General features: G+C 44.5%; 25 protein-coding genes and 1 riboswitch. Of the genes, 4 read left to right on the top strand and 21 right to left on the bottom strand.

Going from position 1 to position 22,081, the window contains the following annotated elements; genetic code table 11:
* The first annotated feature begins 539 nt into the window (after nt 1–539).
* Together AB4Z29_RS10935 and AB4Z29_RS10940 are read left to right on the top strand one after the other, a co-directional pair.
* Complete coding sequence (locus AB4Z29_RS10935; protein ID WP_441943087.1) at nt 540–875, top strand: DUF1801 domain-containing protein; 336 nt, start codon at nt 540–542, stop codon at nt 873–875.
* 141 nt (nt 876–1,016) lie between these two features.
* A complete protein-coding gene (locus AB4Z29_RS10940) occupies nt 1,017–1,517 on the top strand; it encodes an SRPBCC family protein (protein WP_441943088.1) in 501 nt (166 codons plus the stop codon).
* 162 nt (nt 1,518–1,679) lie between these two features.
* Here AB4Z29_RS10940 and AB4Z29_RS10945 read toward each other — a convergent pair whose 3' ends face one another.
* The 13 genes from AB4Z29_RS10945 to AB4Z29_RS11005 all read right to left on the bottom strand — a co-directional run bounded on the left by AB4Z29_RS10945 (nt 1,680) and on the right by AB4Z29_RS11005 (nt 10,873).
* On the bottom strand, nt 1,680–2,063 hold the full coding sequence (locus tag AB4Z29_RS10945; protein ID WP_441943089.1) for a hypothetical protein: 384 nt from the start codon (nt 2,061–2,063) through the stop codon (nt 1,680–1,682).
* A gap of 22 nt (nt 2,064–2,085) precedes the next feature.
* Complete coding sequence (locus AB4Z29_RS10950; RefSeq protein WP_441943090.1) at nt 2,086–2,853, bottom strand: ABC transporter permease; 768 nt, start codon at nt 2,851–2,853, stop codon at nt 2,086–2,088.
* Nucleotides 2,854–3,612: an ABC transporter ATP-binding protein gene (locus AB4Z29_RS10955; protein ID WP_441943091.1), complete on the bottom strand. Its 759-nt coding sequence runs from the start codon at nt 3,610–3,612 to the stop codon at nt 2,854–2,856.
* 15 nt (nt 3,613–3,627) lie between these two features.
* Nucleotides 3,628–3,978 (bottom strand): DUF1048 domain-containing protein, encoded by a 351-nt coding sequence (locus AB4Z29_RS10960; protein WP_441943092.1) that lies wholly within the window; start codon nt 3,976–3,978, stop codon nt 3,628–3,630.
* Nucleotides 3,979–3,987: 9 nt separating this feature from the next.
* The gene (locus tag AB4Z29_RS10965; protein ID WP_441943290.1) at nt 3,988–4,335 is read right to left on the bottom strand and encodes a DUF1048 domain-containing protein; all 348 of its coding nucleotides are present in this window, start codon (nt 4,333–4,335) and stop codon (nt 3,988–3,990) included.
* Complete coding sequence (locus AB4Z29_RS10970) at nt 4,335–4,658, bottom strand: PadR family transcriptional regulator (RefSeq protein ID WP_441943291.1); 324 nt, start codon at nt 4,656–4,658, stop codon at nt 4,335–4,337. The genes AB4Z29_RS10965 and AB4Z29_RS10970 overlap by 1 nt, the downstream gene beginning before the upstream one ends.
* 698 nt (nt 4,659–5,356) lie before the next feature.
* On the bottom strand, nt 5,357–5,800 hold the full coding sequence (locus AB4Z29_RS10975) for a cell wall hydrolase (protein ID WP_441943093.1): 444 nt from the start codon (nt 5,798–5,800) through the stop codon (nt 5,357–5,359).
* Nucleotides 5,801–6,116: 316 nt separating this feature from the next.
* On the bottom strand, nt 6,117–6,773 hold the full coding sequence (locus tag AB4Z29_RS10980) for a DUF4085 family protein (RefSeq protein WP_441943094.1): 657 nt from the start codon (nt 6,771–6,773) through the stop codon (nt 6,117–6,119).
* A gap of 156 nt (nt 6,774–6,929) precedes the next feature.
* The gene (locus AB4Z29_RS10985; RefSeq protein WP_441943095.1) at nt 6,930–7,088 is read right to left on the bottom strand and encodes a GrpB family protein; all 159 of its coding nucleotides are present in this window, start codon (nt 7,086–7,088) and stop codon (nt 6,930–6,932) included.
* A gap of 173 nt (nt 7,089–7,261) precedes the next feature.
* On the bottom strand, nt 7,262–7,819 hold the full coding sequence (locus tag AB4Z29_RS10990) for a hypothetical protein (protein WP_441943096.1): 558 nt from the start codon (nt 7,817–7,819) through the stop codon (nt 7,262–7,264).
* Between the two features lie 196 nt (nt 7,820–8,015).
* The gene (locus AB4Z29_RS10995; protein WP_441943097.1) at nt 8,016–8,864 is read right to left on the bottom strand and encodes a bifunctional 5,10-methylenetetrahydrofolate dehydrogenase/5,10-methenyltetrahydrofolate cyclohydrolase; all 849 of its coding nucleotides are present in this window, start codon (nt 8,862–8,864) and stop codon (nt 8,016–8,018) included.
* A 55-nt stretch (nt 8,865–8,919) separates the two neighbouring features.
* Nucleotides 8,920–8,998, bottom strand: a riboswitch (ZMP/ZTP riboswitch).
* Nucleotides 8,999–9,161: 163 nt separating this feature from the next.
* On the bottom strand, nt 9,162–10,100 hold the full coding sequence (locus tag AB4Z29_RS11000; RefSeq protein WP_441943098.1) for a VanZ family protein: 939 nt from the start codon (nt 10,098–10,100) through the stop codon (nt 9,162–9,164).
* 182 nt (nt 10,101–10,282) lie between these two features.
* Nucleotides 10,283–10,873, bottom strand: coding sequence for a TetR/AcrR family transcriptional regulator (locus AB4Z29_RS11005; protein ID WP_441943099.1), 591 nt, complete (start codon nt 10,871–10,873; stop codon nt 10,283–10,285).
* Between the two features lie 161 nt (nt 10,874–11,034).
* Here AB4Z29_RS11005 and AB4Z29_RS11010 point away from each other — a divergent pair, with 161 nt between their 5' ends.
* The gene (locus AB4Z29_RS11010; protein WP_441943100.1) at nt 11,035–11,949 is read left to right on the top strand and encodes a ketopantoate reductase family protein; all 915 of its coding nucleotides are present in this window, start codon (nt 11,035–11,037) and stop codon (nt 11,947–11,949) included.
* A 503-nt stretch (nt 11,950–12,452) separates the two neighbouring features.
* Here AB4Z29_RS11010 and AB4Z29_RS11015 read toward each other — a convergent pair.
* The gene (locus AB4Z29_RS11015) at nt 12,453–13,289 is read right to left on the bottom strand and encodes a phytanoyl-CoA dioxygenase family protein (protein WP_441943101.1); all 837 of its coding nucleotides are present in this window, start codon (nt 13,287–13,289) and stop codon (nt 12,453–12,455) included.
* A 129-nt stretch (nt 13,290–13,418) separates the two neighbouring features.
* Between AB4Z29_RS11015 and AB4Z29_RS11020 the strand changes: the two genes are divergently transcribed.
* The gene (locus AB4Z29_RS11020; protein ID WP_441943102.1) at nt 13,419–14,330 is read left to right on the top strand and encodes an AraC family transcriptional regulator; all 912 of its coding nucleotides are present in this window, start codon (nt 13,419–13,421) and stop codon (nt 14,328–14,330) included.
* Between the two features lie 233 nt (nt 14,331–14,563).
* On the opposite strand, the gene AB4Z29_RS11025 is transcribed toward AB4Z29_RS11020, so the two are convergent.
* The 7 genes from AB4Z29_RS11025 to AB4Z29_RS11055 form a co-directional block, all read right to left on the bottom strand.
* Entirely contained in the window at nt 14,564–15,367 is an 804-nt protein-coding gene (locus tag AB4Z29_RS11025; protein WP_441943103.1) for an ABC transporter ATP-binding protein, read from the bottom strand.
* The gene (locus AB4Z29_RS11030) at nt 15,367–16,398 is read right to left on the bottom strand and encodes a FecCD family ABC transporter permease (protein ID WP_441943104.1); all 1,032 of its coding nucleotides are present in this window, start codon (nt 16,396–16,398) and stop codon (nt 15,367–15,369) included. The genes AB4Z29_RS11025 and AB4Z29_RS11030 overlap by 1 nt, the downstream gene beginning before the upstream one ends.
* Nucleotides 16,395–17,435: a FecCD family ABC transporter permease gene (locus AB4Z29_RS11035; RefSeq protein WP_441943105.1), complete on the bottom strand. Its 1,041-nt coding sequence runs from the start codon at nt 17,433–17,435 to the stop codon at nt 16,395–16,397. The genes AB4Z29_RS11030 and AB4Z29_RS11035 overlap by 4 nt, the downstream gene beginning before the upstream one ends.
* Complete coding sequence (locus tag AB4Z29_RS11040; protein WP_441943106.1) at nt 17,428–18,504, bottom strand: iron-siderophore ABC transporter substrate-binding protein; 1,077 nt, start codon at nt 18,502–18,504, stop codon at nt 17,428–17,430. Before AB4Z29_RS11040 ends, AB4Z29_RS11035 begins: the two co-directional genes overlap by 8 nt.
* A 315-nt stretch (nt 18,505–18,819) precedes the next feature.
* Nucleotides 18,820–19,650: a carbohydrate ABC transporter permease gene (locus tag AB4Z29_RS11045; protein WP_441943107.1), complete on the bottom strand. Its 831-nt coding sequence runs from the start codon at nt 19,648–19,650 to the stop codon at nt 18,820–18,822.
* Nucleotides 19,647–20,513 (bottom strand): carbohydrate ABC transporter permease, encoded by an 867-nt coding sequence (locus AB4Z29_RS11050; protein ID WP_441943108.1) that lies wholly within the window; start codon nt 20,511–20,513, stop codon nt 19,647–19,649. The genes AB4Z29_RS11045 and AB4Z29_RS11050 overlap by 4 nt, the downstream gene beginning before the upstream one ends.
* A gap of 84 nt (nt 20,514–20,597) precedes the next feature.
* The gene (locus AB4Z29_RS11055) at nt 20,598–21,956 is read right to left on the bottom strand and encodes an ABC transporter substrate-binding protein (protein WP_441943109.1); all 1,359 of its coding nucleotides are present in this window, start codon (nt 21,954–21,956) and stop codon (nt 20,598–20,600) included.
* Nucleotides 21,957–22,081: the final 125 nt, after the last annotated feature.

Below are 22,081 nucleotides of genomic sequence, written 5' to 3' on the forward strand. Positions count from 1 at the left end.
CCCCCCCTAGGTTATACAGCATACTACGCATTCGAATGTTCTTCCGATCGCCATTGCTCGGGGATTCCTCTGATTCAACGAGCTATGGTAGGAATCCCCTCACAAAAGCGAACGCTGACGCTTCTCCAGAATCATTCGAATTGCTCCGCCTCCCTTTAACCTTTCTTTTCAATACAACAAAACACAAATAATAAAAAGCCTATCCTTATTAAAATAGAGGTACCAGCTAACCATTTTAAATAAAGAGAGGCTTCTTATCTACAAACACGGTGCTGGAAGTCAGCAGAAAATAAAAATGTTCCCCTGTTATTCCCGTGCACTTTTACGTTACCAAAGTCTAACACGTCGTTTCTCATCTTGTCTTTCACCCCTCACCATCAGATTGAAATCCTTCGAATAAGCGAACAAGTGAGAAGTCATATCGGACCAAGAAATTTGCATGCACGATTCCCTCTAAAATATGCATTGACAGGAATATTCTTCTACGGGTATATTGTGTATATGAGTAAAAAATATTCCAACTGGAGGGAAATGAAAGAATGAATCAGGAAGTTACAGCCTATATTGAAAATTTGCCGAAATGGCAGTCCGACATCAGCTCCACACTACGCAATCTAGTTCATGAGACAATACCGGCGGCAGAAGAACGAATTCAGTATAAGAAGCCACATTTTCTGAAAAATGGACATTATGCTGCCGTTATTTCGCCTTCTAAAGATGCGATTGCATTTATGATTATGAATGCAAACGGCATAGAATTTCCAAAAACATTCGATGGTCCGGCCGAACGAAAGTGGATCAAATTACGGGAAGGCGATTCTGCGGATCTTCCAATGTTGTCGGAGCTTCTGAAACAAGCTTCCGACACGCTGTAAAAGCCATAATCGGGAGGGAACTATGAATACGACAACCTTGAACGCACTTGAGGAACCCACCCGATTGAAGATCGTTGATCTTTTAGGTAACGATCCCCAGCAGAAATCAAAGACAATACTTAGATCTAAGGAGGAGTAAGAATGAGCAGCCCAAAGGGAGTTTTTCTGAAACGTGAATTTAACGCTCCGCGCGAGCTAGTGTACAAAGTGTGGACCGAGCCTGATCACTTCGGCAACTGGTGGGGCCCCCAGGGATTCACCCTTGAAGTCGTTAAGATGGAAGTGCGCCCAGGTGGAATGTTTTTCGGATGTCAGAAGTCGCCGGACGGACAGCATGTCATGTGGGGCAAGTTTGTTTACCAAGAGGTTCAGCCGCCTGAGAAGCTGATATGGGTTCAATCTTTTTCTGACGAAAATGGCAATACCATCCGCGCTCCGTTTAACCCGCTATGGCCTCTTGAAATATTGAACATCCTGACGCTTGAAGAAGTTGAAGGTAAAACGATCCTGACGCTTGAAGGCGGACCACTAAATGCATCCGATGAGGAACAGGCCGCATACGATGCGATGGCTCCGATGGCCGCACAAGGTATGGAAGGAACGTTCGTGCAGCTGGCCAATTATCTGACCACACAATTATAAAAAATGATATGATCTAAACTCTCCGCGTGCCAATCATGGTACGCGTTTTTTTTGCGAGACTGCTATTCTGCTCGCGATAGCTTAACGACATAGGGAGCAACTGCCGATGTAACTGCTCCATGGTGCGTTGAACTAACATTTTCCGTTCGTTCAACAAGTGTTTCAGTTCTCACGTCTACATTGTGCACTGATTTCTTTTCCAGAAATACCTTTTTGGATGATAACCTTATTTATTTTCACACCATTTTCTGGAGTGTCAGTTAACGTAATATGAATTCTATCATAAGGTACTTCACCATGATGTGAACCATAATTTAACGCACTTGCATGTACGACATGTCTTCTTGTATCGCCATTTTCCCTTTCGATTTTATCTATTTTTGGACACATGATAAAGTCTGAGTAAGTTTTGTCGAGAAAGGAAAAATATCTGGTAAATAAATTGATGTGTTTATCCATTTGACATTCTATGTTGCAACTAACCTGCCTATATAGCTTAATAAAAAATAGAGCAACTGCCGGTTCGCAAGCTGCTCCTTGTTTCATTTAGCTATAATACCTGCATTTTTCAAGCTTTCTTTTTATATACCTTCATTGCAAAGAAATAGGCTACGATCAAAATCCCGACGCACCACGCAAGAGCGACCCATATATCATTGCCCACGGGCTGTTCCGACAGTAAGGCACGGATGGCGTTCACGATCGAGGTCACCGGCTGGTTTTCGGCAAAGACGCGAACGATCGACGGCATCGACTCGGTCGGCACAAACGCCGAACTGATAAAAGGCAGGAAAATTAGTGGATAGGAAAACGCGCTTGCTCCTTCCATCGTTTTTGCGGACAGTCCGGAAATCGCCGCTACCCAAGTTAAGGCCAGCGTAAACAACATGAGTATACCGGCTACAGCAAGCCATGGCAGTATTCCCGCGGACGAACGAAAACCCATAACGAGCGCTACGAGAATGATAACGATCACCGAAATGGCATTGGACACCAGAGAGGTCAGCACATGCCCCCAGAGCAAGGAGGAACGTGAAATCGGCATGGTGTGAAACCGCTCGAATATGCCCCGCTGCTTATCCATAAACAGGCGGTAAGCCGTATAGGCTATTCCGCTTGCGATCGCCATAAGCAGAATCCCTGGCAACAGGTAATTCACATAGTTATCCGTTCCGGTTTGAATGGCACCGCCTAACACATAAACGAACAGCAGCATCATCGCAATCGGAGTGATGCAGACCGTGACGATGGTGTCCATACTTCGAAAAATATGGCGCATGGAACGTCCAAGCATAACGCTAATATCGGTGAAGAAATGTTTCTTTGCCGTCTCCATTTAATTTGCCTCCTTTTTGCCGACGATGGAGAGGAATATCTCTTCTAATGTCGGTTGTTTCTCAACATACTCCACCTTTGCGGATGGGAACAGCTTTTTTAGATCCGAGAGCGTGCCGCTGGCAATAATTCTACCCTCATGCAGAATGGCAATTCGGTCGGCAAGCTGTTCAGCCTCCTCCAAATACTGCGTGGTTAGGAGTATCGTCGTGCCGCCGTCCGACAGCTCCTTGACAATCTTCCAAACCTCAATGCGCGCCTCGGGGTCAAGCCCAGTAGTCGGCTCGTCGAGGAAAATGATCTGCGGTTTTCCTACAAGGCTCAAGGCGATGTCAAGCCTGCGGCGCATACCACCCGAATAAGTAGACGCCCTGCGGTCAGCAGCGTCTGTCAAGCCAAAACGCTTAAGCAAGTCTTCCGCAACCTGACTCGGATTTTTGAGGTATCTTAGCTTTGCAATCATGATCAGATTTTCCCTTCCGGTCAAAATTTCGTCTACGGCGGCAAATTGCCCGGTCAGACTGATCGCTTGCCGCACATGGTCGGGCTTTGACGCAACATCGAATCCGTTGACTGTTGCGGTGCCGCCGTCTTGTTTGAGCAGCGTGGTGAGGATTTTGACAACGGTTGTTTTGCCTGCTCCGTTGGAGCCTAGCAGGGCGAAGATACTGCCCTTTTCCACCTCAAAATTCACACCCTTCAACACTTGAAGCTGTTTGTAGGACTTTTGCAGTCCTTTTACTTTAATTGCTTTTTCCATCCCGATATCCCCCTTTTACTTTTTTTTATCCGTAACCTTTTTCTGGGCCTTGTTAGCTTTAAGATCAACAGATTCTTGATAGATGTCAGCGTAAGTTTTTGAATCTTTGATTAGATCATCGCAGAAAGCCGCTACGTCACTGCCCGTCACTTCGAGCACGCCTTTCCCCAAGGCCGCGCCCTCTTCAAAAAGATCGATAATCCCTGAGAGTAAACCCGTCCCGTTGGTTAGCTCAACAGGGCCGACCTTAAAGAGGTATTTTTGAATCTCACTATAAACAATCTGAAAATCTTGCRGGAGCGCCTTGACACGCGCCACATGCGCACGCCACTCTTTTTTGCCTTCGATGATATCTCGTATTCTCATTTTGTCCTCCTATTTACCTAATTTTTTTGCGATATTATTGTTGAGTTGCTTGCGCCACTTGTCGCGATAAGACTTTGCCCCTTCTTCACCAGCCAGCGCTGAACAGAAGCCTTTGATATCGTCTCCCAAAACCTCTTGGACACGTTGACCATCTGCTGCTGTTTCTTCGAGCAGGCCAAGTACACCGTCAAGAATTGGCATGAGGTTGCGACCGGAGAAATCTGAATACGACCAAAGATTAGTATTAATCTTTTCCCATGCCACTTGATAATCAGTCGGCAGCTTTTTGGCTCGCGACTCAAAGTTTTTCATTTCTTTAGTCATGTCACTGCCAGTGATTTTTTCCCAAAAATTCATCATTTGTTCTCCTTTAACTCATTAATTTTTGATGATACGAACTCCCATTTTTCCCAAAACTTCCGTAGTTCCTTGCGCCCCGCGTCGTTGATCGAGAAAAACTTTCGCGGTGGTCCCATGTCGGAGGGCTTCTTGGTAATCTCCACCAACTTGTTTTTTTCAAGTCGGATCAGTATGGTGTACACCGTTCCCTCCACTACATCTGTGAAGCCGAGAGCGTTCAGCCGCCGCGTGATATCGTATCCGTAGGTTTCTTTGCGGCTTATAATTTCAAGGACACAGCCCTCAAGCGCCCCTTTGAGCATTTCCGTGAGGTTTTCCAGCACAATCACTCCTTGCTATTCTGTATGACTGGTATGAAGTGTTACTGACTACTGCTATAAAGTAACACGTAGTAGTTTTTTTGTCAATAGGTTTTGCTTTGACTTTTTCAACTATTCTACCTGATCCAATTATGAGATCAACCAGTTCTTTCGGATTGATCCTTTTTTCATTTGCATGAAGGATAAAGATAGCATGGTCAAACGTAGCTGAACGTGGGATTCGATCCACAACAAAATAGCATTTCGTCCAACATAAAGAGTATCACTGGCATAACCTTTCAATAATACCGCAGTAAACTGCTCTTAGATTATTGAACTATCGGTTCCCGTCAGTTCAATACTTCCTTTGTTATACTCTTTCCTCCTTCACTACGAACCAAAATCCAACCGTCGTCACTACGATTGTAAACCCAATATGTATCTGATTTCGGTTTTTGAAATCGTATAGTAAACCCTTCAGAAAAGAATCTTGACTACATTATTTTCCCAAAGTCAAAATGATTACTTACGTATTCTGTTCTTCTTTCTCCGTATCCTTCCCTTTTGCATAATGAAAAAATAGAGCAGTTGCCGATGCAACTACTCCATTTTGCGTTGACTTGTTTTTGACATTAACGAATGACATAAACTTGATCTGATAATAAATAAAGCCGCAATTCAGGTTAAGAGATCCTAATGAGCTCTTTTCGTTTATTAAATTAAAACGTATTGTATACATTTTCACATTCTTTCGCGGTCGGTTCATAAAAACAGTGCTTCTTCCATCGGCCTACGAACGGCTGATTATACCAAGTTGGCGGACATGGTCCGGGATTTTCGAACGATCCTGGACGGAAATACCATAGAGAGAATTTTGCTGGCCAATTCCGCTCCCCATTCACAGCCCGCTGCGCCAGACGGCGTTCCCTCTCTCTTGCGTTTTGATAATACATACTATGTTGCAACGCTTCGAACGCATGCGGCTGGTTGATCATTTGGGGAATTGTGCGGATATCTTTAAAATCGGAGCAATTCCCTCTTATTCGGTTAATGCCAACATTTCCAACAAGGAGCATGCCCATTTCACCTTCGGTCTCGGCTTCAGCTCGAAGCAACCTTGCCAACATATCAATATCCTGTTTCCTGGCTTTTACTACTGCCATTGGCTCACCTCTTTAGATTTCTAGACTCATCATATTGTAGGTGAAGCGGATGTGTTACTCTGACCTTGTATAGAAGCAAAACAAATATGAAACAATAATGCTCAAACACTCCAAAAATCTTTTTCCATCTTTATGAAGCTCTGCAAATCCTGATGCCAACATATATATTGCTAAAAACAACTTCAAAAATGGCATCATTTCAAACTTCTTAGACAGCAGGCTATAACTTGAAAGTCCGATAACGATTTTCGCTAAAATGATTCTTCTTTTCTTTATCATGTATTGAACTAACGTTCGAAGATAGTTGAACCATGAATTACGATATAATCTCGATACTAACGTTTTCCGCTGAGATGGTGAATTCCATTAATGGCCCATCTAATAACACATGAAGCTCAAAACCGGTTTCTGTAAGGTATACTTCATCATAAAGCCAGCAGCTACCTGCGCTTATTTTTGTAGGTTTAATATTCTCTACTCCCGTAAACGTTAGCCTGACATCCGTTAAATAATGATAGCCGCCTCTGCAATTCAAAGTCATGATGAACGTGTCCTTCGAAGGGATCTCAATCAAAGTTACTTGGGCATCATGTAATGACTTTTCAATCAATTGTATAACATATTCAGGTAGTGAGCCTTTTATGGAGTCGTAGTATTTACGGTACGTAACCCCGATTGCTTTCGTTCGCTCATCATACTCCATTTTCCATCGGTCAGCCATTTTTCTAAGTTCATCTGAAGGAAATTGTGAGTTAATCGTTCCGTCTTGTATATAGGAATGAAAGAATTCCGGAAGATATTTCAGCAAGTCTTCTTTCTTATCCTCCAAGTTGCACCTGCAAATTTCTTCGAAGTTCAAATTCTCCGATACATACCAAGCAATGTCGTCTTCCCAATCTTTCTTCGTTTCTGGGAAAATTAAATATCCTCTTATCTGCATTTCTTCGTACAACTCTTTAGTGAAATATTTCATTTTTTCCTCCTAATCTCAATTTTGCCGACAAATTGCATTAACCAAAAAACGATAAATCTTTTATAAACCAAGCGTCTGTGACATTATGCTCTCCTCCCATTAGGCCTATTCAATCTATGTTTGCTTCTAATGGGAGGTTTTAATCGTTTGATTGCACTAGCGCAGCGCTTTTCTTTCAAGCACTTTAACAAACGCATCTTTACCGTACATATAAGCTTTTATGTCCCTATGGAACTGTTTAGCAAAGCTCTCTTTTAAATCTCCATAGCGATTTGCTTCATCGGCATTCTTTCGAAGGTAATTCCTTACCGCCAAATGGCGAGTAATAACGCATCCCCAAAAATATACTTTGATTTTTGAGATTCCTCACTAAACTTCTGTTTCCGATTATCTTTGTATTCTGTAACCACAACGTTCATCTAATTAACCTCCTCAGGGAATTACTCTTTGAGGGTGGTTTAGAAGTATTCTCGAACAATTTGCGGATCTTAACAGTAAACTATCTCTTCTCGGTCAACTGTACGCTCGTATCGTATCCAGCTCATCTCTTCGATACCGAGCAACTCCTTAAACCTCTCTACAGCGGCGAACTCCTCATCATCAAACGCTAGATTACCAGCTAGGAGTTCTTCAATAGATTTTATCTGCTCTTCCTTCAGTCCAAATACCCTAAAAGCCTCGGGACGAGGATTTTGTTTCATATATCCATCCAAAACTGAGGACTCCACTTCCTCATATTCCTCCATTAATTCTTCGACCTCACGATCCATTAACTCGTAAAATACCTGAAGGTTCGAAATGACCTCTCCTTTATGGAAGATTTCAAACCCCCAGCCATGATCCTCCAAGTTGGTAAAGTATAAGATCGGACAATGTGCTGATAATGTCTTAAGTTGCTGCGATGCCACAAATTCCCCGTCTTCTGATGTAAAGAACGCAATCCATTCCTCGCTCAACTTAAGCGTTGGCGTACCTGTAGACAGGTTCTCGACAAGCTTTGGTTTATCAACTGTTCGAATAATATTGCCGTATGTAAATTCACTCATTGCTTGCACCTCTCTCTAAATAATTCAATAACAACATGTTTCCTAAAGGAATACTTCATTAATTCGGGAGGCTCTTGTAAGATTCCTTTAATAACGTAATCTGTCCGTTAGCGTAATGCAAGAATGGAGCAGTTGCCAATGCAACTGCTCCACGGTGCTTTGAGCTAACGTTTTCCGTTAGTTGAACGATATGTTGCTAATTTAATGTTAATTTTTCAGAGGCTTCGACTGTGTGTTTGAGCAATGTTGCTATTGTTACTGGACCGACCCCTGCTGGCACAGGAGTAATCGCCGATGCATTTGTTATACAAGATTCATAGTCAACATCCCCGATGTTACCTACGTTGTAACCAGCATCTAATACAATTGCACCTGGCTTAATCCAGTCACCATGAACAAATTTCGGCTTACCAACCGCCGCTACTACAATATCGCCTAAACGAACCATTTCTTCTAAATTAGTTGTTTTGGAATGACACATCGTTACAGTTGCATTTCTATTTAAAAGCATTAAGGATACAGGTTTTCCAAGGATTGGGCTTCTCCCAATGACAACAGCGTGCTTGCCTTCAATAGAAATTTTGTAATAGTCTAAAATAGCAACAATTGCTGCTGGCGTACAGGAAGGAAAGTCGGCTAAGCCAAAGGCGTTTTGAGCAAATCCAAGTGTTGTTACTCCATCTACATCCTTTTCAATTCTTATTGCTTCAAATGCTGCTCTTTCGTCAATATGTTCTGGTACAGGGTGTTGCAACAATATTCCATGAACATTTGGATCAGCATTAAGTTTGTTTATAGCTTCAATTAATTCATCCGTCGAAGTATTCTTTGGAAGAACAACACGAATAGATTCAATACCGAGTCGCTTGCATGCATTTCCTTTCATACGTACATAGGTAGCTGATGACGGGTCGTCACCGACTAAAATGGTCGCTAAACAGGGTACAATACCTTTTTCAGATAAACGATTGATTCTGCCCAACAATGATTCCTTAATGCTAGCCGCAACAAGATTACCATCCAATATTATTTTTGCTGTTGTCATCTTATCAACCCTTTCTAGTTGGATTAAAGCATAAAGAGGTAAGGGGATTTCCCCTTACCTCTGCCCAGGCGTACGGCTATTTATCCATGTGCTCCCTCATGGTTACCCATGCTCCGCCAGTCACACATAGTCAAGTTATGACTCAATTATATCAACTATATACAAATATTTCATTAATTAATTAGTTATTGAGCACATCTGCCCGTTAGCGTAATGAAGCAGCCGATCATTGTGGTCGGCTGCTTCCGTGTTTTTATTGAACTATCGTTCTCCATTAATTAAATCGTATGTATGGGCTCAATTCCAAAAAAATATCATCTTCCTATACCCGACATCCCATATTTTTTCGTTCCCCTCAATGGTTATCGTGAACTCACTCTCCGCCTCGATAGGAATCTCAAACATCGCCGGAAACAGTTCCGGATAAAGGCGTTGATCCTCTCCAGAGCTGGTCAATACCTCGCGTCCATTGACGGAAACACGGATTCTGCCATCATAATTCATTTGTTCAGGTATCCCATAATTTAAGGAGAAAATAATCTCCTCTTTATTCGTATAAGTGAACGTTTTTAAATTTCCACTTTCGACCTCATACATATTATAGCGGGGGTTTACGTCTTGATCGCTTAATTTAAAGCTATTCGGTTTTATTCCGGTTGATAAGTTTCCAGAGTTGTCCATCAATTCGTTTATCGCTAAAAATGGTCCTTCTTCTTTAGTTAACGCTTTATCCACAATCCCACACAATCCCCATACCCCTACGAAAAGAAGCACAGAGGAAATGGCTGCTATTATAATATTGCTCCAACCATGTTTTGAACGAAAACCCAAATTATACGCTCCAAAACCGACTGCTGCACCTAATGAGTTTAGAATGGCGTCGTTAACATCGAAGCTGCCGAGAAACGTAAGTGCCTGTACGGTTTCCAGTACAATAATTGACAAAAAGAACAATCTAATGAATCGAACAAAAGTGATCCGATATAATAATGGAATCAATATTCCAAAAGGGATAAAGGCTATGATGTTCCCAATCCCTACAAAATCCATGAGGATAGGATGTAGAAGATCAGATATAGTTGGCAACCTAAAGAAACTGTCAGGTAAAAAGATAAAGGTGTAGCCAGCGGTTTGCCCTGCGGCACCTGTTCTATCGAAAGCGAGAAACATAAAATAAAGAATTAAAGCGGTGTATAGTATGGTTATGGTAAAAAAAATCTTACGTTGCTTTGTCATGGTTAACTCCTTTGTCGGGGGGTGCTTCCTGAAAAACTGAACTTGCTGCCTCAACCTATTTTACTATAATCACTAGTAACCTGCCCGTTCGTATTTTTAGGTCACCGACCTTATTCGATTCTAGATAACTAAACAAAAGCTCTATAAAAATGGCAGCGGATTTTCTATTCCACTGCCATTTTTTATTGCGATGAGTCGTTGGGATACAGCTTAAGACCGTTCATAACATAGGGACGAACAATGTTTAAAAGCAAATCGGTCCGATCAATTTTCCCAACTGTTAACCAATGAAGTGTTGCACCATAAATTGCTGAGCCTGTCATGGCTGCAATGATCTCTGTATGGTAACGGTCTGCTCTATAGAAGTTACCCCCTTTCAATAAAATACTTAGGATCGTCTGCTGCAGCATTTTCTTTATTTTTTCATCTACAATCGTAGCCATCGATTTGGAATCCATTCTGCATATCTGATAAAAATCTATGATGTAGAGGTGTGTGAGCAAGATCAGTTGATCACATATTTCATCTGTAAGTTCAAGTGCATCCATCACTTCGTTTGGAATCATCTCGCGAAAAGCCTGTTCTGTGATCTCTTCCAGCAAAGCATACTTATCTTCGTAATGGGCATAGAAGGTAGCTCGGTTAATGGTAGCCCTCTGTGCGATATCGTTTATGGTTATTGAATCAAATCCTTTACTCCGTAGCAATTCTCTGAATGCTTCCCTTATTAACTGCCGTGTACGCAAAACCCTTGGATCTTGCTGATTTACCATATCTTTGCCCCCAGATTAAACATCAATTATCAGAATGTGTTGCCTATGCAACTTTCCAGATAATCTGCCGGTTGAATTCATACGAATGCGGTACTAATATCATATCTAACAGCTGTTGCTTAAGCAATCTGTGATAATTAACCTGAAAGGAAGGATCATCAGTGAACACAAAAAAACAAATTAGACTTTTAATCATTGGCGCGGGTGTGATTGGTAGTGTATATGCGCTCCGATTTGCACAGTACGGACTGGACGTCACTATACTGGCACGAGGAAAGAGACTGGATACGCTGAAAAGGAACGGACTAGTATACAACCATAATGGAACCATAAAAAAAATATCGATAAACACGATCGAAAAGCTCGATAACGACGACATTTATGATTTCATTTTCGTTCCTGTACGATATGATCAGGCCGAATCTGCCCTGTCTACAATTAAAAATAATAAGAGCGAAACCATTGTCACCTTGACTAACACCATCGAATACGACAGCTGGCTTGAAATCGTGGGAGAGCGGTTACTTCCAGGATTCCCGGGTGCAGGTGGAGATATCAAAGAAGGTATTCTGTACGCACAATTCGGTTCCGAGAAACATCAAGGAACCATTTTCGGTGAAATTAATGGACTGAGAACTGAAAGAGTAAAGGAGCTTGCCAAACTATTCGAATTGGTAGATTTGCATTATGAAATACAAAATGACATTCAAGCATTCCATGTTTCGCATGCTGCGTTGGCTATTGTAAACAAGCATTTCTATACAAAAGACGGTATGGTGGATATAGAGACAGCAAGAAGTGAAAGCGTGCTAAGGAAGATAGCCGTAGATATTAAACAAAATATTCGTCTTGTAGAACAATACGGAATTCCAGTAACCCCACCCGAAACGAAGACGCTTGGAGATTTGCCTGACAGCGACATCATTACATGGTACCGACAGATGCTAAGCAATGACTTTATAATTGATGTAAAACTTGGGGATCATGCCGTCAGCCAAAAAACCGAAATTATGTTATTGGATGAGGTGTTTCAAAAAAAGTTTGAAACTGACATCACAATATACCCCTCATCTTAATTTACATTGAGCTAAACCCAATTTATTATATTGTTTTTCTTCAATAAAAACGGCAGCGGATCTCTGATCTGCTGCCGCTTTATTGTTGTAAACTAATGTTCCTCGTTAGCTTAATGAAGCATGGTCAGCCTAAACTTTATTTTCTCCGTCTATATAAGTCGAATAAAGAATGAGCTGTGCGGGCGGAGAGAATAAAGTCGTTCTGGTGAAATGCAATTTTCGCTTTTGCAGACCAAATGGTAACTATATATGAAGTTAACGAATCAGAACCATTTGGCTGCAACCGTGATTGGAAGAATGACTTTGTTCACGCAGCGTTAACGGCATACTCATGTTTAGTTCATCTTATATAGAACTTGTTTTCTTCTGACAGTGAAATCCTTTTGATATGCGAGCTGCTTCTTCAGCGGACCCCACTCCCCCTTTGGAACATCCCTATTCCTTATTTCGTACATGTTAGGGGACTGGCTGACTTTGCCTGGATAAAGCTATTGGGACAGCACCTATCTCTCAAATAGAATCGGAAAGTAGTCGTTCGCAAACGCCTGGCCATCATTGGGCCGAGGCCCAAGCAATCGAATGTTGTCATGTCGTTGTATTCCGGCTCTATAGCTGGTGCCGCCTTTCATCACATGAGCTACAATGGACAATCGCGGATCATTCGTACGATTAGGCCCGGAACCGTGAAAGGTAAGGCCGTGATGGAAGCTTGCTTGGCCTGCCTTCAGAATACATGGCTCCTCTATCCAATCATGTCCTCCCGAATACTTCTCCTTCAACTCCTCCATGTTCTGGTTAAAGAAAGAGTTGCTGTCAGGAATCAGACCCCACTTATGAGAGCCGACAATCGTCATCATTCCACCGTTCGTCAAATCTGTGTCCTGAAGCGCGATCCATACCGTAATCATGTCTTGTGAATCCGAGCATTGCCAGTACCCATAGTCCTGATGCCAGCCTACGTTGCCGGCCCCGGAAAGTTTGTCGCCAATGCCCGGTTTGTAGATGACTTGATCATGCCACAGCCTTATTTCATCCGATTCCAGCAAATCTGCGGACAACTCACCGATAAAAGGATCAGTTACGACCTTTCTCACCTCGTCGTTAATCCACCAGCCATTATCTAATTTCCGCAGCGCGTCTGGATTATCGCTGAGACGAAAACCATTCATCGGTATGCCGTCCCCATCGTAATCACCTGACCAAATTCGCTCATGCGCCTCCCGCAATCTTTCGATCTGCTCATCATCAATTAGCTTTGGGCTAATCCAATAACCGTCTCGGTTAAAATGCTCTTTATCCTTCTGCGTAATCCGATACTGTCGTTCTGTTTTGAATGTCATCGACAAATCCTCCTTTTTTGTAGTTGTCATCATCTTAACCGAAGAATGCGCAGTTTGACGTTCAAGTCATCACGAAGTAGGATTAGAAACATAGATGATAATAGAAACAAACGAGAGGACAATGAATAGATGAAACCCCATGAAGAAGCAACTACAATGCTTGCTCATGAAACTGGGCAAGTCTCTCAATCCCAGCATGCACGTTGGACTTTTAATATTGAAAAAGAGCCGATTATTCACGGTGTATCAGAGCTAGTCATGCTCGGAAGCGATGATTTGCGTAAAGCATCGCCTCTCTTTGAGCATGATCACCCTGGCTGCTATGAATTCGTCCTCATTGAACGGGGAAAGGCGAGATGGGAGCTCGACAGCTGCATCTATGAAACCCATGCGGGCGACTTATTTCATACCCGCCCAGGGGAGAAGCACCGGGGAGGCTTTAATGTCATTGAGCCATGCAAATTTTGGTGGTTAATTGTTAAAGCTCCGCTTATCCGAGATTGGCTAAGTCTGCCACTTGAGGAAATTAGGCAATTAGATCAAGCCATGTTGCAATTGTCACGTGTGAAGAACATTGGTTTAACGCCCATTGAGACTTTCAAAAAATTAAAGACCGCTCTGATGAGTGATTCTCCGCTCAAAAGCACGTTTGTTCGCAGCGCCATTCTCGAGCTGATCATTGCCTTTATTCAGCCAAGCGGCGGCACCTCCGCAATCGCTGCAGATTTGCTTAGCCAATATAGCAAGCTAATTGATAAGATGACGAAAGAACCGGAGTGGCGCCCCACCGTTGATGAATTGGCTGCGTTTGCTGGAGTCAGCGTATCGCATTTCTATCGGACCTTTCAGGATTATACGGGGGAGCCGCCTATCACTTTTGTCGAGCGTCTTCGTATTAGATCCGCCTGCCGCCAGCTTAAGGAATCCCAAGATAAGATAACGGACATTTCTTATCGGTTAGGTTATCAATCCAGCCAGCATTTCGCGACCGTCTTCAAGCGCTTCATGGGCGTAACGCCTTCCGAATGGCGTTGTACTTGAACGTTGACCCACAAGAAAGACCACATAAAAAAATGCCCTCTTGCGGGTCAACGTTCACTCAGCGCATGTGCAAAGCTGCGATCAAAGGTTCCTATAACACTATTATTTTTTATTTTCCTATTATGCAAAACGCCCCAATACCGAATTGGTATTGAGGCGTTTTGTATAAACTAAACGAGCGACTAAAGTACTCTTTGGAAGACAATGATCTGATACTTCTTCAAAAAAGCGTGCTAGACATTAACGTGATAACGTCCTTTCGGCACGACCATGGGCGAACCTGATACTGGGTCATCTATGACGGTGCAGTCCAGCCCGAAAATGTCCTTCACAAGGGTACTTGTCACGACCTCGGACGGCGTTCCTTCAGCGACAAGCCTGCCTTCATGCAGAGCGACAATATGGTCAGCATATCGCGCAGACAAGTTAATGTCATGGAGCACCATGACGATCGTGGTACCGTGTTTGCGGTTCAAGTCGGTGAGCAGATCCAAAATTTCAACCTGATATGTAATATCCAGAAAGGTTGTAGGCTCATCTAGAAATAGAATATCCGTCTCTTGCGCCAGTGCCATGGCAATCCAAACACGCTGCCTTTGGCCGCCTGACAGCTCATCGATATTGTGATTAGCGAATTCAGTGATCTTCATTGTCTCCATCGCCTCAGCTACTGCCGCATAATCCTTGTTCGTCCAGTTGCCGAACAAGGATTGGTGAGGAAACCTTCCTCGTCCAACCAAATCCGTCACGGTAATGCCTTCAGGAACAATGGGAGATTGAGGGAGTAATCCGACAACTCGTGCCAATTGCTTGGGCGAGATCTTGTTTAACGGCTTGCCGTCGAGCGTGATGGTGCCCGATGCGGGCTTGATCAGTCTAGCCAGCGTCTTAAGAAGCGTGGACTTGCCGCACCCGTTGGAGCCGATTATGACGCTTATTTGATGGCTGGGAATGACGATATCAACGCCGTGGATGACGGTTTTGTTCTCATAGCCTGCTACGATCCGTTCGGCTTGGAAGTGATGTGTCGGCTTCATTATAATTCTCCCTTCCTATTCATTCGAATTAACAAGAAGATGAGATACGGCGCTCCGAGCAATCCGGTAATGACGCCAACAGGAAATCTGTACGGGAAAGCGAATTGTCCGATGAGATCCGCCGCCAGCACCAAATTAATACCCACTAGCCCCGCTGGAATGATGTTCGATAAACCGATTCCGACTAACCGAATCGCAATTGGCCCCGCTAAGAATGACACAAAGGCGATTGGCCCCGTTGTGGCGGTTGCGATAGCAATCATGCAGACAGAGCTCACAATCAGTACGATTCGGGTCTTGTCCGTATTTACGCCTAGGGAAGTAGCTGCTTGCTCTCCGAGCTCCAATAGGCTCAGCTGCCTGCCAAGTACGATAATGATAGGCGTGCAGATCACTACGATTATCATTAGTGGTGGCAATCTATCCATCTGTGCGCCATTAAGGCTGCCCGTGAGCCAGCGGATCGCCGCGGGAAGATCTTGTTCCGCGCTGACCAGCATCAAATAGGAGATAACGGAATCGATCATGGCTTGTATGCCGATTCCGACCAGAATGAGCCTGCCTATTGAGAATGACCTGCCTCTGGACAATAGATAGATCAAGATGACTGTGGAGAGTCCCCCAATGATGGATGCGATGGAAATAACGGCTCCGCTAGCTTGCAGAATAATGATGCAAAAAACAGCCGCCACACTGGAGCCTGACGTAATGCCGATCACGTTAGGATTAGCAAGGGGGTTACGCAGCATGGTCTGGAACGTGTACCCGGCAATGCCGAAAGCGAATCCGGCGAACAGTCCCGCAAGCATTCTCGGCAGACGGATCGTATTGACTGCGAAGGATACGCCCTTGAGCTGCTCGCCTGATAATGCCCGAATAACGTCTTGCACAGGATAGATGGTATTGCCAAGCAACAGCATGGTACAGCACAGTATACATGCCAGAACCGCCAGTAAGCTGGTCACGAGTATCCATCGGCGGCGCCTATGCTGCCGGCCTGCCTTTATTCGTTTAATAGTAGAATTGGTCATAATGAACGCACTTTCGATCTCATAGCGACTATGATTAGTATTGGTGCTCCGATAAACGCCGTAACTACACCAACCTCAAGCTCTCCGGGACTGCCGATCAGTCTGCCGCCTACATCCGCTATGGTCAGAATGATTGCTCCTGCAATAGCCGACATGGGGATGACAAACCGTAGGTCGGGTCCAAGGATAAGACGAATGACATGAGTGGATAATAGCCCGATAAATCCAATTGGCCCTGCCAGCGCAGTCGTCGCTCCGCATAACAGCACGCCTGCAAGCGCTGCGATAAAACGCAATTTCCCCGTCCGAACGCCTAACCCGGTCGCTGTATCATCACCCAGCGCCAGCGCATTCAGTGCCGGAGCCACGAGAAATCCGATCAAGAGCCCGACGAGTAAGAAAGGGACGAACGTACCGATTCCGCTCCAGCTAGCTGAACCGACACTGCCAACTTGCCAGAATCGAAATTGATCCATGACGTAAGAGCGTGGAATCATAATGGCAGTAATGAGAGATGCAAGGGCTGCGCTCGTGGCTGCTCCTGCCAGAACAAGCTTAATGGGCGTGGCACCGCCACGCCCCATTGAGCCGATTCCGAACACGAATACAGCAGTAATCGCAGAGCCGGCCAAAGCTAGCCATATATATTGATTCGCAGTACTTATGTTCCAGAATGCGATGCCGCATACCACGAACAATGATGCTCCCATATTGACACCTAGTATGCTAGGATCTGCTATGGGATTCCGAGTGACCGACTGCATTAGCGCTCCGGATACGCCTAACGCTGCTCCGCAGAGTAAGCTGAATACGGTGCGGGAAATCCGTTTGCGAACGATGTTGGCCGTGTAAGAGTCCACGTCCTGACGGAATAATCCGTCCATCAGTTCGTGAAATCTTAAAGGCCGGGAACCGAAAGCCAGCGAAGCGCATACACATAAGGCTAGCAAAACCAGGCAAAGAACCATCACTAAAACGAAACGATTGGGGACATGCGATATCAGCCTGCCCGTATTCGCACCCGATGATTTACTCATTGAGTTTGTCGATTGCTCCGCCGATTAGTGCTAGGTATTCATCAAGGGTAAAAGCAATGGAGAGCGGGTTTGGGTTCCCGGAAGCAGCCAGTGGCGTGCCGTTGCCGATGAACACGACAGAACCTCTTTGAATCGCCGGGATTTTGCCTAGCAGAGAATCTGCCTTCACCGCTTCATACAAGCTCTCGTCGCCATAGCCAATAATGATATCAGCATCGTTCAGTGCTTCGGCATTCTCGGCGCTCAATTGCAAGGAATAGCTGGTTGGATCCGTGATCTGGCTCGTGATGCTCTCCGGATATTCCATACCCAGCTCGATTAAGAATGCGCCGCGCGGGTCAGCAGGCGTATACAAGTGCAGCTTCGACATATCTGTTGCTGAGAAGTTAACCCAAACGACTTTTTTGCCTTGCATTTGAGGATATTTGGCAGCTCCTTCTTTCACAAGAGCTTCCGTATCCTTGATGAGCTGTTCGCCTTCCGCCTTCATGCCCATACCTTCAGCCGAGAAGAGAACTTGCTCGCGCCATGTGGCTGCCCAAGGCTTCGATTGGTAAGCAACGACCGGAGCGATTTGGCTAAGCGTGTCGTAATCTTCCTGCGTGATACCGGAATAAGCGGCAAGAATAACATCCGGATTTGCGTCTGAGATTGCTTCAAAGTCCAAGCCGTCCGTATCTTGGAAAATATTCGGCTCGGCCTCGTTAAGCTCCTTAAGCTTCGCTGCCGTCCATGGAAGAAGCCCGCTGTCGTCTTGAACACCATAGTTCGCTGCCGAGAATCCGACAGGAACAACACCTAGCGCGAGAGCAACGTCATGGTTCGCCCATTGGATGGTGACTACTCGTTCCGGCTTGCTCTCGATAACCGTTTCGCCCAGCGCATGTTTAATTACGATGGGATATTGCGTATCGTCTTGAGAGGCTGGTGCCTCAGTAGTTGGCGCTTCGGCGCTTGCTGTCGGAGACGGAGTAGAATTATTGGACTGGCTGGAGCAGCCAACCAACGCAATGACTAGAATAATTGCAACAAGCAATGTTTGTAATGAGTACTTACTTTTGGTTTTCATGAACATACCTACCTTATCCTGAGTTGTGTTTTCCGTCGATAATGATTATCAACATCAATCACTATAATATTTATCTATCCTATTGTCAACGTAGAAACGATCAAATCTCGTATGGCAAGCAGTCATCTCCTTAGCCTAATCTGTTGTACAGGTTTCCTATATGCCAGAATCTACCCGCAGCTAATGGGCTGTCCTAAGTCTCACTTTGACTCTCTGAACCTACCTGCTAAAAAAACTCCTCCAACTGACGCCGACGCGCCTATTGGAGGAGTTTTTTGCGATTGAACGCCCATTCACAAAAGATTTCGTATTTAATTAGCCTTTGACAGAGCCCGCCGTCATCCCGGCTACAATTTTCTTATTGAAAAAAATAAACAAGAGCAGCGGCGGAATGGTGATGATCAGAATATTCGTAAACAACAAATTCCATTGCGATACGAACTGGCTAGTGAAATTATAGAGCGTTAATTGCACCGTTGCGTTTTTTGATCCAGGGAAGAAATAAAGCGGATTCGTAAAATCATTAAAAATAGCAACCGATGATGTGACAATTACCGTAGCAGTGACTGGCTTAAGCAGCGGGAAAATCATTTGAAAAAACAAACGATAGCCGCCAGCCCCGTCTATGATTGCCGCTTCGTCAATCTCTCTTGGGATACCCGACATAAACCCTCTATAAAGCAATACGCCAAAAGAGAAACCTAGAGCAACCTCAACGAATACGATGCCGGCAAGCGTTTTGTATAATGCGATACCATCCAAAACCCAGATCGTTGGAACGATTGCAGGGGGAATGATCAGTCCGGCAAGAATGAAAAAGCTGATCCAAGGCGTCGCTTTATCCCTTCTGCGCTGCAGCACGAACCCTGTCATCGCACAGACCACAACTAATATTACAATCGATAACACGGTAAGAAGCGTACTATTATAGAATGCACGCATCAGCATATAATCCCGGGCAGAGATGACTTGCGATACATTATCCCAAATATGATTGACGGAAGGCCACGAAAGATTCAGAAGCGAGGCCTCCTTGGCATCCTTCATCGCATTGACAATGATGAAATAGAAGGGGACCCAGAAGATTGCGACTGATAAAATAACGGCGGCCGCTTCAACGCTGAAGCTTCGAAATCTCCGGTTCATAGGTCAACCTCTTTTCGATTTAAAAATGAAGTCAGCGGATATACCAATATGGTTACAACTAGAAATAAGATAACGTTGCCTGCTGTGGCTAGTCCGTAAAAACCGCCTTGATATTGCTTGTAGATGACCGACGCAAGCACATCCGTAGTGAAGCCTGGACCGCCTTTGGTCATCGCCCAGATCAGATCAAACGACCGCAAGCCGCCTATGAATGCCAATATGATGACAGAATTAGTAGCCGGACGGCTAAGCGGGACGATAATATGCCAGAATTTATTAAAAGCGTTGCCTCCATCGATTTGCAGCGCCTCGTAATACTCCTCCGGAATAGACATAATGCCTGCAATATAGATGACCGTTGCGAAGCCTACGCCCTTCCAAACATCCACAAATGCTACCGACAATAACGCCCAGCGCGTATCGCCAAGCCAATCGGGCCCGTTGATGCCAACTGTGCTTAAAGCCGTGTTAATCAGACCCTCTGACGGATGCATCATCATGCTGAATGTAATCCCTATAGCAATCGTACTAACCAGAGTGGGGAAAAAAACAACAGATCGAAGATACGATTTCACTTTCATTTTCGTGGTCAAAAAAACACCGAGCAAGAGTCCCAATGTGACTTTTAGAACACAGGTCACCACCGCATAAACAAAGGTATTCTTAAAGCCAATCGTCAAGGATGGCTCCTCGAAAAAGGTAACAAAATTATCAAAACCGATAAATTCATAATCTAGTAATGTCCATCTCGTCATGCTGAAGAAGAATGACATTATGGTAGGCAGCAAAAAAATAATAAAATAGATGATGGCTCCGGGCAAAAGAAAGGTATATGAATAATTCCTTTTCCACACCTTGTTCATTATGTCTCCTCCTGTTCCTTCCAGTAAATCGGCCCTGTATCATTCACAGGGCCGAATTTGTACAATTATAAAGGAATATTAACGTTACCAGCCTTCAAGTCCAAGCTGCTGTGCTTGCTTCTCAACATCCTTGTCATAGAGCTCCGCGCCTTCTTTGGCTGGTCTAAACCCTGCCCCAACCTCTGTTGTAATTTGCGGCAAGCTTGGTCCTTTAATCGGGGAAACAAATTCTAGAGCTGGAGCCGTTTTGTTATTGTCGAAGTATGGCAGCATATCCTTTACGACTTGTGCCACATTATCTGGAATGGTCGCATTTTTGATTAAATACGGGCCAGTAGGTTTTGATGCCTTCGCCCATTCAACCATACCCTCCGGGGATGCGATAAACTCAACCAGCATCTTCGCTTCTTCCAAGTGCTCGGAGTTTTTATAAATATAAGTTCCCCCGGGCATCCAAATCGTCAAGCCGTTCTCGTCCGCTTTGTCGCCAGGCTGTGCAAAGAAGCCGATATCATCAATGGCATCTGGATAGTTCTGTTCGAATACAGGAACAGCGAATGTCAGCATTGGGTAATGCGCCCCTTTGCCTTCCGCCAGCATCTTAACGCCGGCATCATATGTTGTAGCTTTAAAGTCTTTATTCATATAGCCTTTATCAAACACCTCCTGCAGCTTCTCGAATCCTCTCAAAGCAGCTGGCGTGTTTGCGAATTTTGATTTATTGGCTGTGTAATCGTCTGCGAATGTCGGTGATTGCGCTTGCACGTTATAGTAATCAGCAAGCAGAATCAACTGGCTGGTCCAATCATCCTTGTACGTTCCTATGACTGGCGTGATTCCTGCAGCTTTAATTGTTTCACTGTTTGCCATCAGCTCCGCCCATGTTGTGGGAACGGAAAGACCAAGGTCTGCATACACTTTTTTGTTGTAAAACCAACCTCCGCCCATGGCTGCGCCTGCCGGTGCCCCAAAAATTTTACCATTGGACGACACGGTAGTCTTGAATGAATCAAGCACATTGGCCATGAAAGGCTCATTCGTCAGATCAACTAAATTCTGCTCCGGGTTTAATGCCTGCATGAGCGAGCCGGAATTATAGATGAACACATCGTTCATATCGCCTGTGGACAGTCTTGTTTTTACGAAGCTATCGCCTTCCCCACCGCTTGGGCGTGTCTCATGCTCTACGGTTATGTTAGGATATTTCACTTGGAATGCTTCAATGATTGCTTTTGCCGTATCAACGGCGTCCTGCGTGTTATCTGTGAGAAGCGAGATCGTCACTTTCTTGTCTATGGCTTCATTGGTAGCGCTTGAAGCGTTCTCGTTTGCTGTTGCAGCCGTATTATTGATATCCGTATTCGATTTACCGCATGCGGCCAGCATACTTAAACATAAGACGATGCATGAGAGCATAGCGAGCATTTTTCTTGTTTTCGGCATTTTATTAATCCCCCTGAACATTCATTATGATTGGAGCTGAAGGGCCCGGTCCCCCTGTGCTTTCATTATAAACCGGTAGCGGACACTACTTGCACTGCTTCATTTTATAGTTTCGCGTCCGTTTT

Source organism: Paenibacillus sp. 2TAB23 (assembly GCF_052115165.1).
GTDB lineage: Bacteria > Bacillota > Bacilli > Paenibacillales > Paenibacillaceae > Pristimantibacillus.

Coding starts and splice junctions, on each gene's coding strand:
- AB4Z29_RS10935 (WP_441943087.1), top strand. CDS start 540: ATGAATCAGGAAGTTACAGCCTATATTGAAAATTTGCCGAAATGGCAG.
- AB4Z29_RS10965 (WP_441943290.1), bottom strand. CDS start 4,335: ATGAATTTTTGGGAAAAAATCACTGGCAGTGACATGACTAAAGAAATG.
- AB4Z29_RS11020 (WP_441943102.1), top strand. CDS start 13,419: ATGAAACCCCATGAAGAAGCAACTACAATGCTTGCTCATGAAACTGGG.
- AB4Z29_RS10990 (WP_441943096.1), bottom strand. CDS start 7,819: ATGAGTGAATTTACATACGGCAATATTATTCGAACAGTTGATAAACCA.
- AB4Z29_RS11050 (WP_441943108.1), bottom strand. CDS start 20,513: ATGAACAAGGTGTGGAAAAGGAATTATTCATATACCTTTCTTTTGCCC.
- AB4Z29_RS10995 (WP_441943097.1), bottom strand. CDS start 8,864: ATGACAACAGCAAAAATAATATTGGATGGTAATCTTGTTGCGGCTAGC.
- AB4Z29_RS11015 (WP_441943101.1), bottom strand. CDS start 13,289: ATGACATTCAAAACAGAACGACAGTATCGGATTACGCAGAAGGATAAA.
- AB4Z29_RS11030 (WP_441943104.1), bottom strand. CDS start 16,398: ATGACCAATTCTACTATTAAACGAATAAAGGCAGGCCGGCAGCATAGG.
- AB4Z29_RS10940 (WP_441943088.1), top strand. CDS start 1,017: ATGAGCAGCCCAAAGGGAGTTTTTCTGAAACGTGAATTTAACGCTCCG.
- AB4Z29_RS11040 (WP_441943106.1), bottom strand. CDS start 18,504: ATGAAAACCAAAAGTAAGTACTCATTACAAACATTGCTTGTTGCAATT.
- AB4Z29_RS11000 (WP_441943098.1), bottom strand. CDS start 10,100: ATGACAAAGCAACGTAAGATTTTTTTTACCATAACCATACTATACACC.
- AB4Z29_RS10980 (WP_441943094.1), bottom strand. CDS start 6,773: ATGAAATATTTCACTAAAGAGTTGTACGAAGAAATGCAGATAAGAGGA.
- AB4Z29_RS10950 (WP_441943090.1), bottom strand. CDS start 2,853: ATGGAGACGGCAAAGAAACATTTCTTCACCGATATTAGCGTTATGCTT.
- AB4Z29_RS11025 (WP_441943103.1), bottom strand. CDS start 15,367: ATGAAGCCGACACATCACTTCCAAGCCGAACGGATCGTAGCAGGCTAT.
- AB4Z29_RS10975 (WP_441943093.1), bottom strand. CDS start 5,800: ATGGCAGTAGTAAAAGCCAGGAAACAGGATATTGATATGTTGGCAAGG.
- AB4Z29_RS11055 (WP_441943109.1), bottom strand. CDS start 21,956: ATGCCGAAAACAAGAAAAATGCTCGCTATGCTCTCATGCATCGTCTTA.
- AB4Z29_RS11035 (WP_441943105.1), bottom strand. CDS start 17,435: ATGAGTAAATCATCGGGTGCGAATACGGGCAGGCTGATATCGCATGTC.
- AB4Z29_RS10945 (WP_441943089.1), bottom strand. CDS start 2,063: ATGAAACAAGGAGCAGCTTGCGAACCGGCAGTTGCTCTATTTTTTATT.
- AB4Z29_RS11045 (WP_441943107.1), bottom strand. CDS start 19,650: ATGAACCGGAGATTTCGAAGCTTCAGCGTTGAAGCGGCCGCCGTTATT.
- AB4Z29_RS11005 (WP_441943099.1), bottom strand. CDS start 10,873: ATGGTAAATCAGCAAGATCCAAGGGTTTTGCGTACACGGCAGTTAATA.
- AB4Z29_RS10955 (WP_441943091.1), bottom strand. CDS start 3,612: ATGGAAAAAGCAATTAAAGTAAAAGGACTGCAAAAGTCCTACAAACAG.